This window comes from Streptomyces violaceus, from assembly GCF_036014075.1.
In the GTDB taxonomy this organism is placed as follows: Bacteria; Actinomycetota; Actinomycetes; order Streptomycetales; family Streptomycetaceae; genus Streptomyces; species Streptomyces violaceus.
This window is the reverse complement of the sequence record NZ_CP107911.1, coordinates 719,181-736,053: the sequence shown is the minus strand read 5'-3', so window position 1 is coordinate 736,053 and position 16,873 is coordinate 719,181. Positions and strand designations below refer to the sequence as shown.

Here is a 16,873-nt window from a genome sequence, read left to right as displayed (position 1 = left end):
GGGGACTGTGACATGGCCACTCAGGTGACGGTGACGGATACGGCGAACGCACAGCGCACTTCCTCGTTCCTGCGGATCGCGATCGCCCTGCAGACCCTGACCGTCTTCCTTCAGGCGGTCTCGGCCGGACTGCTGGTGACCTCGTCCTACGGGGCGATGCTGCATGATGTCGGAGCCCGGGTGATGTACGGGGCGTCGATGCTGTACCTGCTCGCGGCGGTGCTGGCGTGGAAGCCGGGCGGCGGCTCGACCCGGCCTGTCTGGCACGCCACAGGTTTCCTGGTTCTCGCCTCGGCCCAGGTCGTGCTCGGCATCGCGCACGTGCCGTCGGTCCATTTCCCCCTGGGCGTCTTGATGTTCGGTCTGAGCGTGCTGGCACTGGCCCGGCGTTGAGGTCCGACGCGGTGCGGCACCCGGACACCGGCTACTCGTCGGACAGCGTGAGGTCGGGGACCCGCCAGGCCGCGATCACCAAGGCGGCCAGGGACACCACGGCGCCCGTGAGGAAGACGATGCGCATCGAGGCGACGTAGCCCTCCAGGAACGGCAGGGACACGCTCGGGTCGAGGGCGCGCAGGAACGCGGAGTCCTCCAGGCCGACGCCGCCGTCGGGGCGGAGCACTCCCGTCAGGGCGTGCGCGTTGTCGGGCTGGGCCAGCAGCCGGCGGTAGCCCGGGTCCTGGCGGGCCTCGGCCAGCCGGTCGGCGATGCTGCCGGCCGCCGTGGTGAACAGGATCGACAGGAAAGCCGCGGTGCCCACCGTGCCGCCGTTGGAGCGGAAGAAGTTGACCGACGCCGTCGCCGCGCCCATGTCCGTACGGGGCACCTCGCACTGCGCGAGCGTGGTGAGCGTCTGCATCGACGCGCCGAGTCCCGCACCCATCAGGGCCATGCCGAGCGCCGGATGCCACAGCGGGCTGTCCGCCCGTAGCGTGGCGAAGACGAGCATCGCCGCGGTGAACGAGCCGACACCGGCCACGAGATGGACCTTGAACCGGCCGGTCCGGGCGATCATCCGGCCCGTCAGCAGGGTGACCGCGAGGTTCGCGGCGACCGTGGGCAGGGTGGCCAGGCCCGCCGCGATGGGGCTCATGCCGCGTACGAGCTGCAAGTAGAGCGGCAGTGTCGTCATCGCGCCGAACATGCCGATGCCGACGACGAAGTGCAGCCCGACGCCCAGCCGGAAGGTCCGGATGCGGAACAGACGGGGCGGCAGCAGGGCGGCGTCGCCCGACCTCCGCTCGACCACCAGGAACACGACCAGACCTGCCACACCGATCGCGTACATCGACAGGGCCAGGGGCGAGCCCCACCCCCAGGCACGGCCCTGCTCCGCGACGGTCAGCAGTGGCACGAGGCCCACGGCCAGGGCGAGCGCCCCGGCGTAGTCGAGCCGGTGCCGCACCCGCCGGTGCGGGAAGCGGAGCACACGCATGATCGTCACCGCGGCCGCGGCGGCGAGCGGCACGTTGATCAGGAAGATCCAGCGCCAGCCGGCGATGCCGAACAGATCGGCCCGGTCCGCGAACGCACCGCCCACCAGCGGGCCGACGATGCTGGCGCCGCCGAACACGGCCATGAAGTAGCCCTGGTAGCGGCCCCTCTCCCGCGGGGAGGTGATGTCGGCGATGATCGTCATCGCCAGCGACATGAGCCCGCCGCCACCGAGCCCCTGAACGGCGCGGAACGCCGCGAGTTCATAGATCGACGTGGCACATCCGCACAGCAGTGAGCCGACGGTGAACAGGGCGATCGCGGCGAGGTAGACGGGCCTGCGGCCGTGGATGTCGGAGAGCTTGCCGTAGAGCGGCGTCGCGAGGGTGGCGGTGATGAGATACGCGGTCGTCACCCACGCCTGGGCCGTCAGCCCGTGCAGGTCGTCGGCGATGGTCCGCAGCGCGGACGAGACCACCGTCTGGTCCAGCGCCCCCAGGAACATGCCGAGGACCAGCCCGGACATGACGGTGGTGATCTGCCGGTGACTGAGCCGCGGGGGTATGTCCCCGGACGCGCCCTGTTCTTGGGTGTCGGAGAAGGTCACGTGTCGTCCTTGGGATGGGAGCGGGTGCAACGCACGGGCACGGGCCGCCCCGGGGTTCCGGAGCGGCCCGCACTCGGGGGACCGGGCGGCTAGCCGGCGATCTTCGCCAGATCACCGACCGCCTGATCGACCTCCGGCAGCGTCAGCATCGCCAGTCGGGCCGACCGGGCCCGTGCCCGGGGCCCGGGATCGGCGAGGAGTCCCCGGCACACGTCGGCGATGCCGACCGCGCTGCTGTCCGTGATGTGACGGCCGAGCCCCAACTCCTGCACCCGGTCCGCGTTGGCGGGCTGGTCGCCGAAGTGCGGCAGCACCGCCAGCGGCGTGCCGGTGCGCATGGCCTCGCGGATGCTGTTGAAGCCGCCATGGGTGACGAACAGATCCACCGACTCCAGCAGCAGCGGCTGCGGCACCCGCTCGGCGACATGGATGTGCCCGGGCAGCCCCTCCGTGTCCACCGGGATCCCGGACGTCGACACGACCACCGTGCAGTCGTCCAGCCCGGCCGAGGCCCCCAGGATCGCGTTCAGGCTCTCGGTGGGGTCCGGCAGTTTCACGGGCAGAGGCGTGTCCCGGTCCGCCATGCGCTCCCGCATCACCGGCAGGGCGGTGCCGATCGCGGCGTACACCAGGGGCCGGTCCGTGGGCAGCCGGGCCGCCCACTCCGGCAGCACGCCGCCTCGCTCGACGTCCACCGTCTGCCGGTAGGCCCACGCCTGGTGCAGATGTCGGGCGAAGGAGAAGGCGGGCGGCACGTAGTCGACGCGGCCGTGCGGAACGAGGGACAGGGGGTCGTCCCGCACGGGCAGTCCCAGCTCCTCGCGCCGCTCGTTGAGCTGCGGCAGCACCTCGACGGGGTCCAGGATGTTGCTGAACCCCGAGGGCGTCGGCAACTGCGGCACTCTCAGCAGTTCGGCGGTCAGCACGGCACTCATGTCCATGCCGTCCCGCAGGATCACATCCGGCCGGAAGTCCCGGGCGAGGGGGAGCAGGACGTCCAGGTGCGGCTTGACTCCCGGCCCGGCCACGTGGCGCATCAGCAGCCGGGTCAGTGCGGCCGTCGGCTCCGTGAGGTCGGCGGTCTCCTGGAGCTCGGCGAGGTATGGGCCCATCGCGGCGAGCGGATCGAACTCCGGTAAAACGGCGTTCACTTGTACGTCGTCGTCACGGAAGACGGGGGCGAGGGCATCGGTGGTGACCACCAGCACCTGATGCCCGGCCTTGGACAGGGCGCGCAGCAGCGGCAGTTGAGCACGGCCGTGGGAGGGACTGCCGAGCGTGGTGCACAGAACCCGCATGGGGTGAGCCTTTCTCTCGGGATTCTTCTTCGGCGGGGAGGAGAGGGCAGGGCGCGCCGGTCGCCCCGCCCAGATGTCACGCCACCCGCGTCGGCGCCTCCGCGCGCCCGATGCCCTGCCAGCTCAGTCCGGCCCGCGCGAGGCGGTCCGCGTCCAGCAGGTTGCGGAAGTCGTGGACCTCGTGGCCTGCCATGCGCGCGGCGATCGCCGCCCAGTCGAGGTCACGCAGCTCCGGCCATTCGGTGAGGACGAGACAGGCCGCCGCCCCCTCCGCCGCCCGCACCGGGTCGTCGGCGAGCTCGACCAGATCGCTCAGATCGGGCCGCTCCGCGCGCAACGCCGGGTCGTACGCCGTGAGTTCGGCGCCCCGCTCACGCAGCAGGCGGGCGACGGAGAGCGCGGGGGAGTCGCGCAGGTCGGAGGTGCCGGCCTTGAAGGTCAGGCCGTACAGGGCGAGCCGCACGCCGTCCAGCGAGCCGTCCTTGGCGCGCCCGCACGCGGCGGCGACCCGATCGACGAGCTGCCGCTGGTGGGCGACGTTGGTCTCGATGGTGGCGCGCAGCAGGGGGAAGTCGACCCCGGCCAGATCGCACACGGTCAGCAGGGCGTGGGTGTCCTTGGGCAGACAGGAGCCGCCCCAGCCGGGCCCGGGCCGCAGGAACGCCGAACCGATGCGCGGGTCCCGCCCTATGCCCTCGGTGACATCGGCGATGTCGGCGCCGAAGCGTTCGCAGACGGTGGCGAGGTTGTTGGCGAAGGACAGCTTCATCGCGAGGAAGAAGTTGGCCGCGTACTTGGTCAGTTCGGCGCTGGCGGCGTCGGTGAGCACCAGCGGCGCGTCCAGTTCGGCGTACAGCTCGGCCACGCGCCGGGCGGCGTCCCGGTCGGTGGCACCGATGACGATCCGGTCGGGGTGCAGGAAGTCGTGGACGGCGCGGCCCTCACGCAGGAACTCCGGGTTGCTCACCACGGCCACGTCGTCCCGGCCGAGCAGTGCGGCGACGCGCTCGCACGTGCCGACGGGCACCGTCGACTTGTTGACGACGACAGAGCCGGGCGGCAGCACATCGCGGATCTGCGCGGCGACGGCCTCCACGGCCGCGAGATCGGCGGCCCCGCCCGCCCCCATGGGCGTGGGCAGGCACAGGAACACCACCTCGGCCTCGGCGACGGCGGCCGCGGTGTCGCCGGTGAAGTCGAGCCGTGCCGCGTCCAGGGCGCCCCGGACGACCTCGGGCAGCTCGGGCTCCAGGATGTCCACCCGGGCCTCGCGCAGCCGCTCGACCTTGTGCGGGTCGGCGTCCGCGCACACCACGAAGTGCCCGAGAGAGGCCAGACAGGCGCCGGTTGTCAGTCCGACGTAGCCGGTTCCGATGACGGCGACGCGTCGAGCAGGCACAGAGAATCACCTTTTCCGGTCGGTGGGGGTGCCCGCGTGCGACGGCTTCGGGACGTGCGCCGTCGCGTCCTGCGGGCAGACCTGGAAGGGCCGACTCCGTCGTACGGCCCGGGCACAGCGAGGACTCAAGTCACCAATCGTTGACCTGAGTCAGGTATGACATGCGGTAAGAACATAAGTCAACGCTTGATGACATCGGTCGGTGACTTTGAGACAGCCGCCGCAGACTGGAACATGGGCGGATGGCCGAAGGGCCGTGGACCACGGAGGTGCGGTACGTGACCGGAGTACACAAGGGCGAGGCGTCGAAAGCGGCGGCCTGCCGGCCCGCCCACAAGCGCTCGGCGTCGGGGACGCGTACCGCGCTGCGGGCCGCCGCGGCCTTCCGCTTCGGCAAGTACGGGTACGAGGGCACCAGCGTGCGCGACATCGCGGGCGACGTCGGTGTGGACGCGGCCCTCGTCTACCGTTACTTCGGCTCGAAAGAAGCGCTGTTCAACGACGTGTCGGGTACGGGCAAGATATTCGAGCCGCTGCTGGACGAGCCGGTGGAGGGGATACCCGACTGGTTCTGCGCGCTGCTCATGGGCCCGCCGAGGGAGGGCGACTTCCCGCATCCGGTGCTGTCCGTGCTGCGCTCTTCCGGACGGGACGAGGCGGTGGCGCGGCTGCGGGCGGACTTCACAGAGGTGTTCTCCCATCGCCTGGCCGCCCGGCTCGGCGGCCCCGACGCGGACCTGCGGGCGGAACTCCTGGCGGCCTGGATGCTCGGCACCAGCCTGATGCGATCGGAGATCCGCCCACCCGCCCTGGCCTCGGCGCCGGACGCCACGCTGGAGCGCTACCTTCGAGCGGGCATCGAGGTCCTGCTGGACCCGGCGCCGGTGGACGCCGACGGGAATGCCGGGGCCGGGGGCGAAGGACACGCCATCGGCGACAACTGACCCGGGACGGCGGGGCATGCCCGGGCGATGACGCCCGCACACGTGTGTTTCACGCTCGCCCCGGCCAGGACGTGCGACCTCAGACGGTGGCCTCAGGCCGGGCCGGGGTGAGGTAGTGCCCGGCTGTCCGCGTGGCGTGCGGGGCGAGCAGGTCCAGTAGTCGGTCGGCCGCGAGCTTGAGGAGATCGCCGTCGCGCTCTGCGTGGAGGGTTTCCAGGATGAAGGCCACCTGGGTGGAGTCCTCGGTGACGCGGGTGCGGTGGGCGTCGCGGTGGTTCCAGTGCCGCGTCAGGACCCCGGTGGCGTCCGCGTAGATGATCTCGCCGGGCTTGGGGTGCTCGACGGTGTCGGGTTGGCCGAGCGGGGTGAAGGACTCGGTGCCGTCCGCGTGGTGGATGCCGACGTCGCCGATGACGTGGTCCAGGTCGAAGGCGCCGGCGGGCAGGCCGTGGCGGACGGAGACGGCGTTGTAGGAGTCGACGGCCGGATTGATGCGCGGCAGTGTTCCCTTCTTCGCGAAGCGACGGCCGAGTGCGTCGACGCTGGGGCGGATACGACGGGGATTGGTGCCGAAGGAGCGGTAGGCGGTGTGCCAGGCCTCGATGCGGGGGTCGGTGTCGTCGGCCGGGTGCCAGGTGCCGGCGGCGACCTGCTGCTCCAACTCCTCCAGCGCCGCGCTGGTCCGGGGCCAGGGCTCGCGGCCGCGTAGGCCGGTGGCGGTGACCAGGGCGATGAGGGTGCCGGGGAAGGCGTCCGCGACGGCGGGGGAGAGGTGGAAGGAGGTCATGGGCGGGTTTCCGTTTCCAGCAGAGCGATCACAGCACGTCCCTTACCATTCAATGGAACGACCAGACCGTACAACGCAACGACCGGACAATGTCAACCAAACGACCGTGCGGTGCAGTGGAATGGTCGATGGCGAGGAGGGAGATCGGATGGTCGAGACAGCCGCGGCCCTGCGGACGGTCGCGTACAACGTCCGGGCGGCGCGCACCCGGGCCGGCCTGTCCCTGGAGGAGCTCGGCCGCCGGGCCCAGGTGAGCAAGGGGGCCCTGGTCGCACTGGAGAAAGCCCAGGGCAACCCCAATCTGGCCACCCTGGTCCGACTGGCCGACACTCTCGGCATCTCGGTGTCCGCCCTGATGCAGGGGCCGCCCGAAGGCCGTGTCCGTGTCGTGGCCGCCGACGCCGTGGCACCCCTGTGGACCGGCGAGCGGGGCAGCGAGGCCCGGCTCATGCTGACGACCTCGGGCCCGGCCCCGGTAGAGGTGTGGCGCTGGCGTCTGGAGCCGGGCGAGGAATACCCCAGCCACCCCCACCAGGCGGGAGTCGTCGAAACCGTCAGCGTCACCTCGGGCCGCATGACGCTGATCGTCGACGGCACGGAACACACCCTGGAAGCCGGGCAGACCGCCACGTTCGACGGTGACGCCTCGCACACCTACCGCGGCTCCGGCGCGGGACCCTGCGACCTGATCATGACGGTCCACCTGCCTCCCGCGCCCTGAACTGCCGCCTCAGCCCGGGAGGGCCGCGCCCGAGCCCAGGTGTTCCCGCAGCCACTGCTCCGTGTTGCTCACGTGGAGCAGTGCCGCCGCCTGGCTGAGGGCGGCGTCACGGGCGGCCAGGGCATGGAAGATCGCCTCGTGCTCGGCGAGAGTCCGGCCCGCGGCCCGGTCGTCGACCAGGCCGCGCCAGATGCGGGCGCGCAGAGTGCGGCCGGAAATGCCCTCCAGCAGAGTGAGGAGACTCTCGTTGCCCGTGGCCGAGACGACGGCGCGATGGAAGGCGGCGTCATGGGCGTTGAGTCGTTCGACATCGTCGCGGGCCTCGCGCATGGCATCCAAGTGCCTCTTCACCTCGGCCAGTTGGGCGTCGGAGATCCGGGTGGCGGCCAGCGCCGTGGCGACCGGTTCGAGGAGTCGCCGTACCTCCATGAGGTCCTGGAGCGCGGCCGAGTCGCCCTGCAGCAGTTCCACCGCACCGCCGAGCCCTCCCAGGAGCAGGCTCGGCTGCAGGCTGGTCACGTACGTGCCGTCGCCCCGCCGGACCTCCAGCACTCGCGCGACGGCCAGTGCCTTGACGGCTTCACGCGCCAGATTGCGTGACAGGCCCAACTGGGCGGCCAGGTCCGCCTCCGGAGGGAGCTTCGAACCGGGAGGCAGGGCGCCGGTCCTGATCAGCTCGCGAATCTGCTCGATGGCCTTGTCCGTGAGCGACATCGCGAACTCCTCACCAGCTGGATAGTGCCGGGAAACATACCATGTCTGCCTGTTCGGAAAGTTATGGTAACTGACGAAATGCCAGGTGCCGCGCAGAGTTTGCTCGCATCTTTCGCCCCGTCCCACCCGTTGACATCCCATGACTCAGGCGCGATCTTCGTGCGTAACGTCTCCTGCCCCCTCATACCAGGGATGTCTTCATGCCGAGGTCTTCGATCAACAGACGCCAGTTCCTGGCCAGCGCCACCTGCGTGGCCGCGGCGGCCGGCGCCGCAGGTGTGTTCGGTGCCGGCAGCGCGCAGGCGGCGCCCCGGACGTACACGCCCGACTGGGATTCGGTGGACCGGCACCCGCCGGCCCCGGAGTGGTTCCAGGACGCCAAGTTCGGCGTCTACTTCCACTGGGGCGCCTTCAGTGTTCCGGCCTACGACAACGAGTGGTACCCGCGCAACATGTACGAGGGCGGCAGCAACGCGAACAAGCACCACATCGCGACCTACGGCAACCCGTCGGCGTGGCCGTTCCACAACTTCATCGACGGCGCGCGGGATCTGGCGGGCAACACCGTGCGGTTCGCGCCGAAGCTGAAGTCGGCGGGCGGGAACTTCGACCCCGATGAGTGGGCGCAGCTGTTCGTCGACGCGGGCGCGAGGTTCGCCGGACCCGTCGCGGAGCACCATGACGGCTTCTCCATGTGGGACAGCCAGGTCAACGAGTGGAACTCCGTGGACAAGGGCCCGGGGCTGGACCTGTTGCGGATCTTCACCACGGCCATCCGCGCCAAGGGCCTCAAGCTGCTGGTGGCCATGCACCACGCGTACAACTTCACCGGCTACTACGAGCACGCGCCCGCCCAGACCGACCCCAGCCTGAAGAAGCTGTACGGGCAGTTGGGCGCGACGGAGGAGAACCAGCTCTGGTACGACAAGCTCAAGGAGGTCATCGACCGGGCCGAGCCCGACATCCTCTGGCAGGACTTCAACCTGGACGCCGTCGACGAGACGCAGCGGTTGAACTTCCTGGCGTACTACTACAACCAGGCCATCGGCTGGGGCCGCGAGGTCGTCGCCACGTACAAGGACGGCATGAACGGCAAGGGCGAGGTCTTCGACTACGAACGCGGCGGCCCGGCCGACCTCACCGCGCCGTACTGGCTCACCGACGACAGCATCTCCAGCAACAGCTGGTGCTACACCCAGAACATCGGCTACTACAGCACCCAGCAGATGCTGCACTCCTTCATCGACCGGGTCAGCAAGAACGGCAACATGCTGCTGAACATCGCGCCGATGGAAGACGGGACCATCCCCGAGGTCCAGAAGGACATCCTGCTCGGCATCGGAGACCACCTGAAGCGCTTCGGCGAGTCGGTGTACTCGACCCGTGCGTGGACCACGTACGGCGAGGGACCCACGAAGATGGGCGGCGGCTCCTTCACCCGGCCCACGGCCGGCACCGCGCAGGACATCCGCTTCACGCGCAACAAGGCGAACACCGTCCTGTACGCCACCGTGCTCGGCTGGCCCGGCAGCTCACTGACCATCAGAACGCTGAGCGCCGACCGGATCGACCTCTCGTCGCTGACCTCGGTGAAGCTGCTCGGCTCCACCGCCGGCACCTACACCGGCCTGCCGAAGCCGACACAGGACGCGTCGGGGCTGACGGTCACCCTGCCGTCCTCGGCGCCCTACAGCGCCGATGCCTACGTGTTGAAGCTCGCCTTCTCCGGCCGGGTCCCCGGCTTGCGTCCGCTGACCGGTGCCGTCGGCTACAGGGACGTGAACTACTCCGGCGGCGCCGCCGTGCTCCCTCTCGGCGACTACACCGCGGACGAACTGACCGCGGCCGGACTGGGCACCCGCACTCTCTCCTCCCTGCGGTTGGCCCCCGGCTACCAGGTCACCGGCTGGTCCGGCGACAACTTCACCGGCACCTCCCTGACGTTCACCGCCGACAACGCCGACCTCCGGGGCACCGGCGGCAACGACCGGGTCGCCTCGCTCAAGGTCCGGTTCAGGCCCTCGGCATACTTCCGCATCACCAACGTCACCGACGGCCTGGCCCTCGACAGCGGCGGCGACGTCGCCTCCGGGGCCGACCTCAAGCAGTGGACCTGGGACGGCAGCACCAATCTGCAGTGGCAGGCGGTGGAGGTCGGAGGCGGCTACTACAAGCTGGTCAACCGCACCAACGGCATGGTGGCCGACGGCTGGGGCGCCACGACCGACGGTTCCGCCGCCCGGCAGGCTGCCTGGAACGGCGGAAACAACCAGCAGTGGACGATCACCCACCGGGGCGACGGCCGCTACTCCCTCGCCAACCGGACCACCGGCCTGGTCCTCGACGGCGGTGGCACCGTGCCCTCGGGCTCCGTCACCAAGCAGTGGACGTACAACAGCAGCAGCAACCTGCTGTGGACGTTCACGGCCCTCTGACCGCTGCACCCACGCCGTCAGGGACGGCGGCTCCTCACGTCGGCCCGGCCTCGACACCGCCGCGGGAGGTGCTGACCGGTGTGGCCGTGGGTTTCATCGCGGCCAGTTCGCGGGCGGAGATCAGATGCCGTGTCTCCTCGGGCGTACCGAGCGGGCAGGACCGTCATCGACATCTGCGATCTCGAGCCGCTGTTCGCGGCGAAGGGGCTGGTGATCGAGGAGTAGCCGCCGGGGGGGCGTGTCGGTCAGGGCCTCGTGTCGGTCAGGGAGATGCGGGCGGTGATGCGTTTGCCGACCGGTTGCCGCTCGATGTCCAGGCCCTGGGTGACGGCCTTGACGATCTCCAGGCCGTGCTGGCCGACGCGGTCGGGGTCGGCGGGCCGGGCCGCGGGCACGGCGGGGTCGCTGTCCCACACGACGACCTCCACCGCGGCGCCCGTGACGCGCAGCTCCATGAGGACGGGACCGGGGGCGTACTTGCGGGAGTTGGTGACCAGCTCGCTGACGACCAGCTGGGTCAGGTCCATGGCACGCGGGGAGACGTCCAGGTCGTGCTCGTCCCGGAGCCGGGTGAGGAAGTCGGCGGCGTGGTGACGGGCCCGGGCGATGCAGCCGTCGTCGCCGCCCAGGGCGTAGCCGACCTGCGTCAGGTGGGCGCCGGGCTCACTACGGTCCCCGTCGGGTTGCGGCTCCAACAGCATCGTCCTTCTACTCCCCGTTCACGCGCGTGCGTGTACCCCTCACTTTGTCATGCATGCCACGGGCGTGTTGTTCGGCACAGTGGATTGGATGCGTCCGGCCGGGAGAGTGCGGCACAATCGTCGGCACAGACGTTGCACGGGGCAGCCCAGGCGCAGTTGAGGAGACGGTGACCGACAACCAGGGGACGAGCCGGCCGGACCGGCTGTCCATCGAAGACTCCACCGTCGACGGCATCCGCGTCGTGACCCTGCGCGGCGAGATCGACCACGGAGTCAAGGACGCACTGCAGCAAGCCCTGTCGCCCCGGGACGGCGATGTCGGGGCGCCCCGGATCGTGGCGGACCTCAGCGGCGTGACCTTCATCGACTCCAGCGGCATCAACGTCTTCATCCACACCCATCAACGTGCCGAGGCCGCACAGGGATGGCTGCGCCTGGCCGGGATCCGGGGATCGGTGATGCGGGTTGTCCAGCTCGTCGGCCTGGACGCCGTCGTCGCCTGCCACTCCACGGTCGAGGAGGCCCTGACATGAGCGGACAGCGACAGCCGACCTTCGTGCTGGTGCACGGAGCCTTCGCGAACTCCTTCTCCTTCGCACCGCTCCAGGCCGAACTGGGCCTCCTCGGACACCGTTCGGTCGCCGTCGACCTGCCCGGCCACGGATTCGGGGCGACCTACACCCGCGCCTATCAGGCGCCGCAGGATCTCGAAGGGCTCGCCGGCACACCCGGCTCGATCAAGGGTGTGACGCTCGCCGACAACGCCGCGCACCTGATCGGGATCCTGGAGCGGGCCAAGCGCCACGGCCCCGTGATTCTCGTCGCCCACAGCCGCGGCGGCATCACGGCCACGGCCGCGGCCAACGCGCGGCCGGACCTGATCGACCGCATCGTCTACGTCGCGGCCTGGTGCCCGGTCGATCTCGACGTCGGCGCCTACTACGCCGAGCCGGAGATGGCCACGGTCGACGTCGCCGCGCTGGGTGCGGCGATGGCCGGTGACCCCGCCGAACTCGGCCTGCTCCGCGTCAACTTCCGCACCGCCGACCCGGATGCGCTCGCGGGGTTCAAGGCGGCCTTCCTCGCCGACGGCACCGACGAGGAGTTCCTGACCTTCCTGAACACCTTCCAGCCCGACGAGAACCTGGACGCCGGCTCCGCCACCGACCGGGCACAGGCCGCGACCTGGGGCCGCGTCCCGAAGACCTTCGTCCGCCTGGCCGACGACGCGAGCATGCCGCTCGCCCTGCAGGACCGGCTGATCCGCGAGGGCGACCGGCTGACGCCGGACAACCCGTACGACGTCCGCACCCTGGAGGGCAGCCACCTGAAGTGGCTGGTCGACCCGGCGCCGGCGGCCCGGGTCCTGGGCGAGCTCGCCGTGCCTCTCGAATCCACGACGTCATGAGTACGCGTACTCAGTGAGGCCCGAGAAAACACCGATCCGGTCGGCCGGTCGCGATGAGAGGGTGTGCTGCATGTCCTCCTCAACCGCCGCCCGCCGGGGCCCTGTTGCCGCTGCGGGGCTTGTCCTCGTCGCGACCCTGACCCTCACCGCCTGCGGTGATCTGCACGCCTCGGGCGCGACGGCCGGGGCCGCTCCCGGCAGGTCCGCCGGGCCCTCGCCCAGTACTGCCGGGCCCTCGCCCAGTACTTCCGGACCCTCGCCCACTGCCCTCGGAGCCTCGCCGTATGTGGAGCCCGGGGCCGGTGACGGGGCCCCGCACTACAACGAGAACAACGGCCACCGCCGTCCGGGAGAGATGTCTCCGGCCCACGCGAAGGATGCCGAGCGGGAGGCCGATCGCATCAGGCCGGTGCTCGAACGGCTGTGGAAGCGGCGGACGTGGGACCCCGCGACGGTGCGCGAGGCCCTGCTCCGGCTCGGCTACGAGGAGGAGCGCGTCACACGGGACGGCAAGCGGCTCGGCGGGACGCTCACCGTCACCAAGATGTCCTCGCGCTGGAAGGACGACGGTTACGTGACGCCCGAGGGGGCGGAAGTCGCCCTGCGCGTTCACGACGACGCCTGCGTCATGGCGTTCGTACAGAAGACGAACTTCTCGGCGGTGGCCAACGGCCCGTACCCGGAGAGCGGCTGCTTCTCGCCGCCCTTCGCCCACTGAACGCGGAACTCACCCGTCCGCATGCGCTGGGCAAGGCGTGGCGGGGACGCGCCCTTGAGGATGGAGGAGCCCGGGACAGCCGTGTGCGTGCGAGGGAGAGATATGACCGAGACCGACAGGGCCAGGATCTTCCCTGCCGAGGACGGAAACAGCCGGCCCTCCCCGCACCCCGACCCGGCTACCGGCACGGCCGACCTCCGGCGCGTCGGCGCGCATCCCGATTTCTGGTACCCGGTCGCACTGTCCCGGAGCGTGAGGAGCAAGCGGGTGGTCGCGACCGCCTTCGCGGGTGAGCGCATCGCGCTGTACCGCGGAGAGAGCGGCACCGTGCACGCCCTGGAGGACCGGTGCGCGCACCGGCAGGTGCCGCTGAGCATGGGCGTCGTGGAGGGCGACACCCTCCGCTGCTGCTACCACGCCTGGGCCTATCGCGGCGACGGCCGCATCTCGCAGATCCCGTACCTGTCCCGCGACGACGGCCGGCCGCCGCGCGGCGTGCGCGGCTACCCCGTCCGCGAGGCCTACGGCTTGGTGTTCGTGTTCCCGGGCGACCCGGACAAGGCGGCCGGCACCGCCCTGCCCGAGCTGCCGGCCTTCGGCTCCCCGCGGTACAGGACCATGACCTACTCCCGGACCGTGCGCTGCCACTACTCGTTCATGCACGAGAACCTGCTCGACATGAACCACCAGTTCCTCCACCGCGGCGTCGTCGGCAGGCTCCACCCCGAACTGCTGGAACACCGGACCGACGCACGGTCGGTGGAGGCCCGCTACCTGTTCACCCACGCCGGGGGGAAGCGGAACCGCGGCGCGAGTCTGCTGGCCGCCGAGGGCATCAGGGGCAGCGACTCCAGCGACGTCATGACCATCCGCACCGCGTACCCGTACCAGACACTCGACCTGGTCCCGGAGAACGCCGAGCGTCCGGCCTTCCGCCTCTGGGCCGCCTATGTGCCCGAGGACGCCGAGCAGCGCGTCTGCCACACCTACGGTCTGCTGATGATCGAGAAGCCCCGGGTTCCCGGCGCGCTACAGCTGGCCTGGCCGTTCATCAGGCGCTTCACCGAGCGCGTCTTCGCCGAGGACCGCATGGCCGTCGAAGCCGAGCAGCGGGCCTGGGACGAGCAGGGCGAGGACCGCAATCACGAGGTGTTCTCCCTGATCCTGGACGTCCGCGAGGTGCTGCGCTCCAACGGCGTCCCCATCCGGGCCCGGACGGCGGCGTGTGGCACGGCCCCGGCGAGCGACGGCCCGGCATCCGCGTTCGGCGAGCCCGCGCCGTGATGACGCCGGTCGTCCGGCCGGGCACGGCTTCGGCAGCCCCCGGCATCGGCGGAACACCACTCACGGCCGAGGGTTGGTGCGGTGCCACCGTGGGCGGGCGTCGTCGCCACGGCGTCCGGCGGCCGAGGCGCAGCGCGGGCACTGGCGCTGTACCCGGTCCGCCGCGCCGCCGGACTCCGGGAAGGTGTCCTTCCAGCCGACGTGCGGGAAGCGGATCAGCCGGGAACGGCTGAGGGACAGCCCGCAGACGGTCTCGTTGCGGCCCGGCTCCCAGGCGTGCACCTCGCCGGAGGGCAGACGGTGCCGGCCCTCCTCCTCGTCGGTCCACTGTCCGGACGCGGCGACGGCGTACTGCCTGACGCGAGCCACAGCGCGTGCCACCCGTCAGCCGGCCGCGTGGTCGACGCGTAGCCGCACCTGCTCCTCCAGCCGCTCGAGGCTGGTGTCCAGCGCGTCGCCGACGGCCCGCTCGCCGGGATCGTGGCCGCCGTCGAAGAACGACAGGTGCACCGTCACCTCACTGGCTCCGCTGCCGAGGCCGGCGACCTGGAGCCACCCCGCGTAGCTGCCCTGGTCCCGGGTGCCCCACTCGATCCGCATCTGATCGCGCCGGGCGCGCAGCAGGGCGGAGGTGTCCTCGTCCGTGCGGTCCTCGTGCACGGTGACGGCGGGCAGCTCCTCGGCCCGCACATGCAGGGCTTCCGGCAGCCAGGTGTCCAGCCGGCCGACGTTCGCGGCCTCGTCGAAGACATGCTCGGGCTGTGCGGGCATCGTGCGTGAACGTTCGTACTCGGTCATCGCGGTACCTGCCTCGCTTCGGGGGCGTACAGCGCACCGCGTTCCCGGCCTGCCCGGCCCCAACCGCGAAAAGGCCCCGCCCGCACCACGCGGACGGGGCCTTTTCGCGTCGGTCAGAACTTGGGCTGGGGGGACTGCGCCTGGACGAGTTCCGTGGCCTCCGCCTCCGTCTCCACGGACGGCGGCGAGCCCGCCAGCGGCTTGTTGGCGGTCTCCCGCATGCACAGGACGGCGATGACGCCGATGACGGCGGCGCCCGTGGCGTAGTACGCCGGCATGAGGGTCGAGTCGAAGGCGCTGATCAGAGCGGTGATCACCAGAGGCGTCGTGCCGCCGAAGAGCGACGTGGCCAGGTTGTAGGCGACCGACAGGGAGCCGTAGCGGACGTGGGTGGGGAAGATCGCCGGGAGCGCCGCCGACATCGTGCCGAGCATCATCACCAGGGACAGCCCCATCAGCAGCAGTCCCAGGGCGATGAGGACGACACTGCCCTGCCGGATGAGCAGGAAGGACGGCACGGAGAGGAAGAGGAAGCCCAGCATCCCCGTCATCAGCAGCGGCTTGCGCCCGAAACGGTCGGAGAGCCGCCCCACGTAATTGATGACGCACATCTGCAGGACCATCACGAGGAGCAGGATCAGCAGCCCGTGATTGGTGCCGTAACCCAGCTCGTCGGACAGGTACGTCGGCATGTACGACAACAGCATGTAGTCGTTGATGTTGTACGCCGCGACGAGCGCGAGGCACAGCAGCAGCGGCCGCCAGTACCGGGTGAAGATCTTGCCGAGGTCACCGGTGGCCGAGGTCTCCACGGCCTCGGCGGCCTCGCTCGCCTTGACCTGGCCGCCCTCCAGCTTCTGGAAGGCGGGCGTCTCGTCCAGCTTGAGCCGCAGATAGAGACCGATGAACCCGAGCGGCGCCGCGACCAGGAAGGGGATGCGCCAGCCCCACGCCAGCATCTCGTCCGCGCTGAGCACCGTGTTGAGGACGACGACGAGGCCGGAGGCCCCGACATAGCCGCCGAGCGTGCCCAGCTCCAGGAAGCTGCCGAAGAAGCCGCGCCTCTTGTCGGGCGCGTACTCCGCGATGAATGTCGAGGCGCCCCCGTACTCCCCGCCGGTCGAGAAGCCCTGCACCAGCCGGAAGAAGATCAGCAGGGCCGGGGCCCACAGGCCGATGACGTCGTGCGAGGGGACGAGGCCGATGGCGAAGGTACCCACCGCCATCATGATCATGGTGAGGGAGAGGATGCGCTTGCGGCCGACCTTGTCACCCAGCGGCCCGAAGACCATGCCGCCGAGCGGACGCACCAGGAAGGCCACCGCGAACGTCGCGAAGGAGCTGAGCAGCTGGGCCGTGTCGCTCCCGGACGGGAAGAAGACCTTCCCGATGGTCACGGCCAGATAGCTGTAGATGCCGAAGTCGTACCACTCCATCGCGTTGCCGAGGGCGGCGGCCTTGGTGGCGCGTTTGACCGCCGCGTCGTCGGTCACGGTGATGTCGCTGCGGCGCAGCTTCGGGTGGCGGCGCTTCTCGATCGCCCGGAACAGCATCCGGTGTCGTCTCACCGCCGCGGGATCCACCGACTCGTCATTGTCGGGCGCCGCCATTACGTCGTTCCTTTC

The 16,873-nt window shown here is 70.6% G+C and carries 18 protein-coding genes; 8 read left to right on the top strand and 10 right to left on the bottom strand.

Translation table 11 applies throughout. The features are described 5' to 3' along the window. Window positions 1-12: 12 nt before the first annotated feature. Entirely contained in the window at window positions 13-393 is a 381-nt protein-coding gene (locus OG542_RS03405) for a hypothetical protein (RefSeq protein WP_311129183.1), read from the top strand. A gap of 31 nt (window positions 394-424) precedes the next feature. On the opposite strand, the gene OG542_RS03400 is transcribed toward OG542_RS03405, so the two are convergent. The 3 genes from OG542_RS03400 to OG542_RS03390 form a co-directional block, all read right to left on the bottom strand. Next, entirely contained in the window at window positions 425-2,041 is a 1,617-nt protein-coding gene (locus OG542_RS03400; RefSeq protein WP_311129184.1) for an MDR family MFS transporter, read from the bottom strand. 89 nt (window positions 2,042-2,130) lie between these two features. Then, the gene (locus OG542_RS03395; RefSeq protein ID WP_328408039.1) at window positions 2,131-3,339 is read right to left on the bottom strand and encodes a glycosyltransferase; all 1,209 of its coding nucleotides are present in this window, start codon (window positions 3,337-3,339) and stop codon (window positions 2,131-2,133) included. 76 nt (window positions 3,340-3,415) lie between these two features. Continuing rightward, window positions 3,416-4,738, bottom strand: coding sequence for a UDP-glucose dehydrogenase family protein (locus tag OG542_RS03390; protein WP_328408037.1), 1,323 nt, complete (start codon window positions 4,736-4,738; stop codon window positions 3,416-3,418). 278 nt (window positions 4,739-5,016) lie between these two features. Here OG542_RS03390 and OG542_RS03385 point away from each other — a divergent pair, with 278 nt between their 5' ends. After that, window positions 5,017-5,682: a TetR/AcrR family transcriptional regulator gene (locus OG542_RS03385; RefSeq protein WP_328408035.1), complete on the top strand. Its 666-nt coding sequence runs from the start codon at window positions 5,017-5,019 to the stop codon at window positions 5,680-5,682. A 79-nt stretch (window positions 5,683-5,761) separates the two neighbouring features. Here the strand turns inward: OG542_RS03385 and OG542_RS03380 are convergent, their stop codons facing one another. Next, a complete protein-coding gene (locus OG542_RS03380; protein WP_328408033.1) occupies window positions 5,762-6,469 on the bottom strand; it encodes a B3/B4 domain-containing protein in 708 nt (235 codons plus the stop codon). Window positions 6,470-6,617: 148 nt separating this feature from the next. Between OG542_RS03380 and OG542_RS03375 the strand changes: the two genes are divergently transcribed. Then, a complete protein-coding gene (locus OG542_RS03375) occupies window positions 6,618-7,190 on the top strand; it encodes a helix-turn-helix domain-containing protein (RefSeq protein ID WP_328408031.1) in 573 nt (190 codons plus the stop codon). 9 nt (window positions 7,191-7,199) lie between these two features. Here the strand turns inward: OG542_RS03375 and OG542_RS03370 are convergent, their stop codons facing one another. Continuing rightward, window positions 7,200-7,904 (bottom strand): FadR/GntR family transcriptional regulator, encoded by a 705-nt coding sequence (locus tag OG542_RS03370; protein ID WP_311129190.1) that lies wholly within the window; start codon window positions 7,902-7,904, stop codon window positions 7,200-7,202. Between the two features lie 200 nt (window positions 7,905-8,104). On the opposite strand from OG542_RS03370, the gene OG542_RS03365 reads away from it, so the two are divergent. Further along, window positions 8,105-10,339, top strand: coding sequence for an alpha-L-fucosidase (locus tag OG542_RS03365; protein WP_328408028.1), 2,235 nt, complete (start codon window positions 8,105-8,107; stop codon window positions 10,337-10,339). Between the two features lie 34 nt (window positions 10,340-10,373). On the opposite strand, the gene OG542_RS03360 is transcribed toward OG542_RS03365, so the two are convergent. Together OG542_RS03360 and OG542_RS03355 are read right to left on the bottom strand one after the other, a co-directional pair. Beyond that, window positions 10,374-10,445 (bottom strand): hypothetical protein, encoded by a 72-nt coding sequence (locus tag OG542_RS03360; RefSeq protein ID WP_328417745.1) that lies wholly within the window; start codon window positions 10,443-10,445, stop codon window positions 10,374-10,376. Window positions 10,446-10,584: 139 nt separating this feature from the next. Next, window positions 10,585-11,040, bottom strand: coding sequence for an ATP-binding protein (locus tag OG542_RS03355; RefSeq protein WP_408057713.1), 456 nt, complete (start codon window positions 11,038-11,040; stop codon window positions 10,585-10,587). 167 nt (window positions 11,041-11,207) lie between these two features. Here OG542_RS03355 and OG542_RS03350 point away from each other — a divergent pair, with 167 nt between their 5' ends. From OG542_RS03350 to OG542_RS03335, 4 genes are all read left to right on the top strand, one after another. Continuing rightward, window positions 11,208-11,573 carry an STAS domain-containing protein gene (locus tag OG542_RS03350; protein WP_328408024.1) on the top strand — a complete coding sequence of 122 codons (366 nt, stop codon included), beginning with the start codon at window positions 11,208-11,210 and terminating at the stop codon, window positions 11,571-11,573. Further along, complete coding sequence (locus tag OG542_RS03345; RefSeq protein WP_328408022.1) at window positions 11,570-12,448, top strand: alpha/beta fold hydrolase; 879 nt, start codon at window positions 11,570-11,572, stop codon at window positions 12,446-12,448. The genes OG542_RS03350 and OG542_RS03345 overlap by 4 nt, the downstream gene beginning before the upstream one ends. Before the next feature lie 70 nt (window positions 12,449-12,518). Next, window positions 12,519-13,166 carry a helix-turn-helix domain-containing protein gene (locus tag OG542_RS03340; RefSeq protein ID WP_328408020.1) on the top strand — a complete coding sequence of 216 codons (648 nt, stop codon included), beginning with the start codon at window positions 12,519-12,521 and terminating at the stop codon, window positions 13,164-13,166. A 102-nt stretch (window positions 13,167-13,268) separates the two neighbouring features. Next, entirely contained in the window at window positions 13,269-14,450 is a 1,182-nt protein-coding gene (locus tag OG542_RS03335; RefSeq protein WP_328408018.1) for an aromatic ring-hydroxylating dioxygenase subunit alpha, read from the top strand. Between the two features lie 60 nt (window positions 14,451-14,510). Here OG542_RS03335 and OG542_RS03330 read toward each other — a convergent pair whose 3' ends face one another. The 3 genes from OG542_RS03330 to proP form a co-directional block, all read right to left on the bottom strand. Next, window positions 14,511-14,819 carry a hypothetical protein gene (locus OG542_RS03330; RefSeq protein WP_193481372.1) on the bottom strand — a complete coding sequence of 103 codons (309 nt, stop codon included), beginning with the start codon at window positions 14,817-14,819 and terminating at the stop codon, window positions 14,511-14,513. Window positions 14,820-14,834: 15 nt separating this feature from the next. Beyond that, a complete protein-coding gene (locus OG542_RS03325; RefSeq protein ID WP_193481371.1) occupies window positions 14,835-15,248 on the bottom strand; it encodes an SRPBCC family protein in 414 nt (137 codons plus the stop codon). 113 nt (window positions 15,249-15,361) lie between these two features. Next, the gene (proP, locus tag OG542_RS03320) at window positions 15,362-16,858 is read right to left on the bottom strand and encodes a glycine betaine/L-proline transporter ProP (protein ID WP_311129205.1); all 1,497 of its coding nucleotides are present in this window, start codon (window positions 16,856-16,858) and stop codon (window positions 15,362-15,364) included. Between the last annotated feature and the right edge of the window lie 15 nt (window positions 16,859-16,873).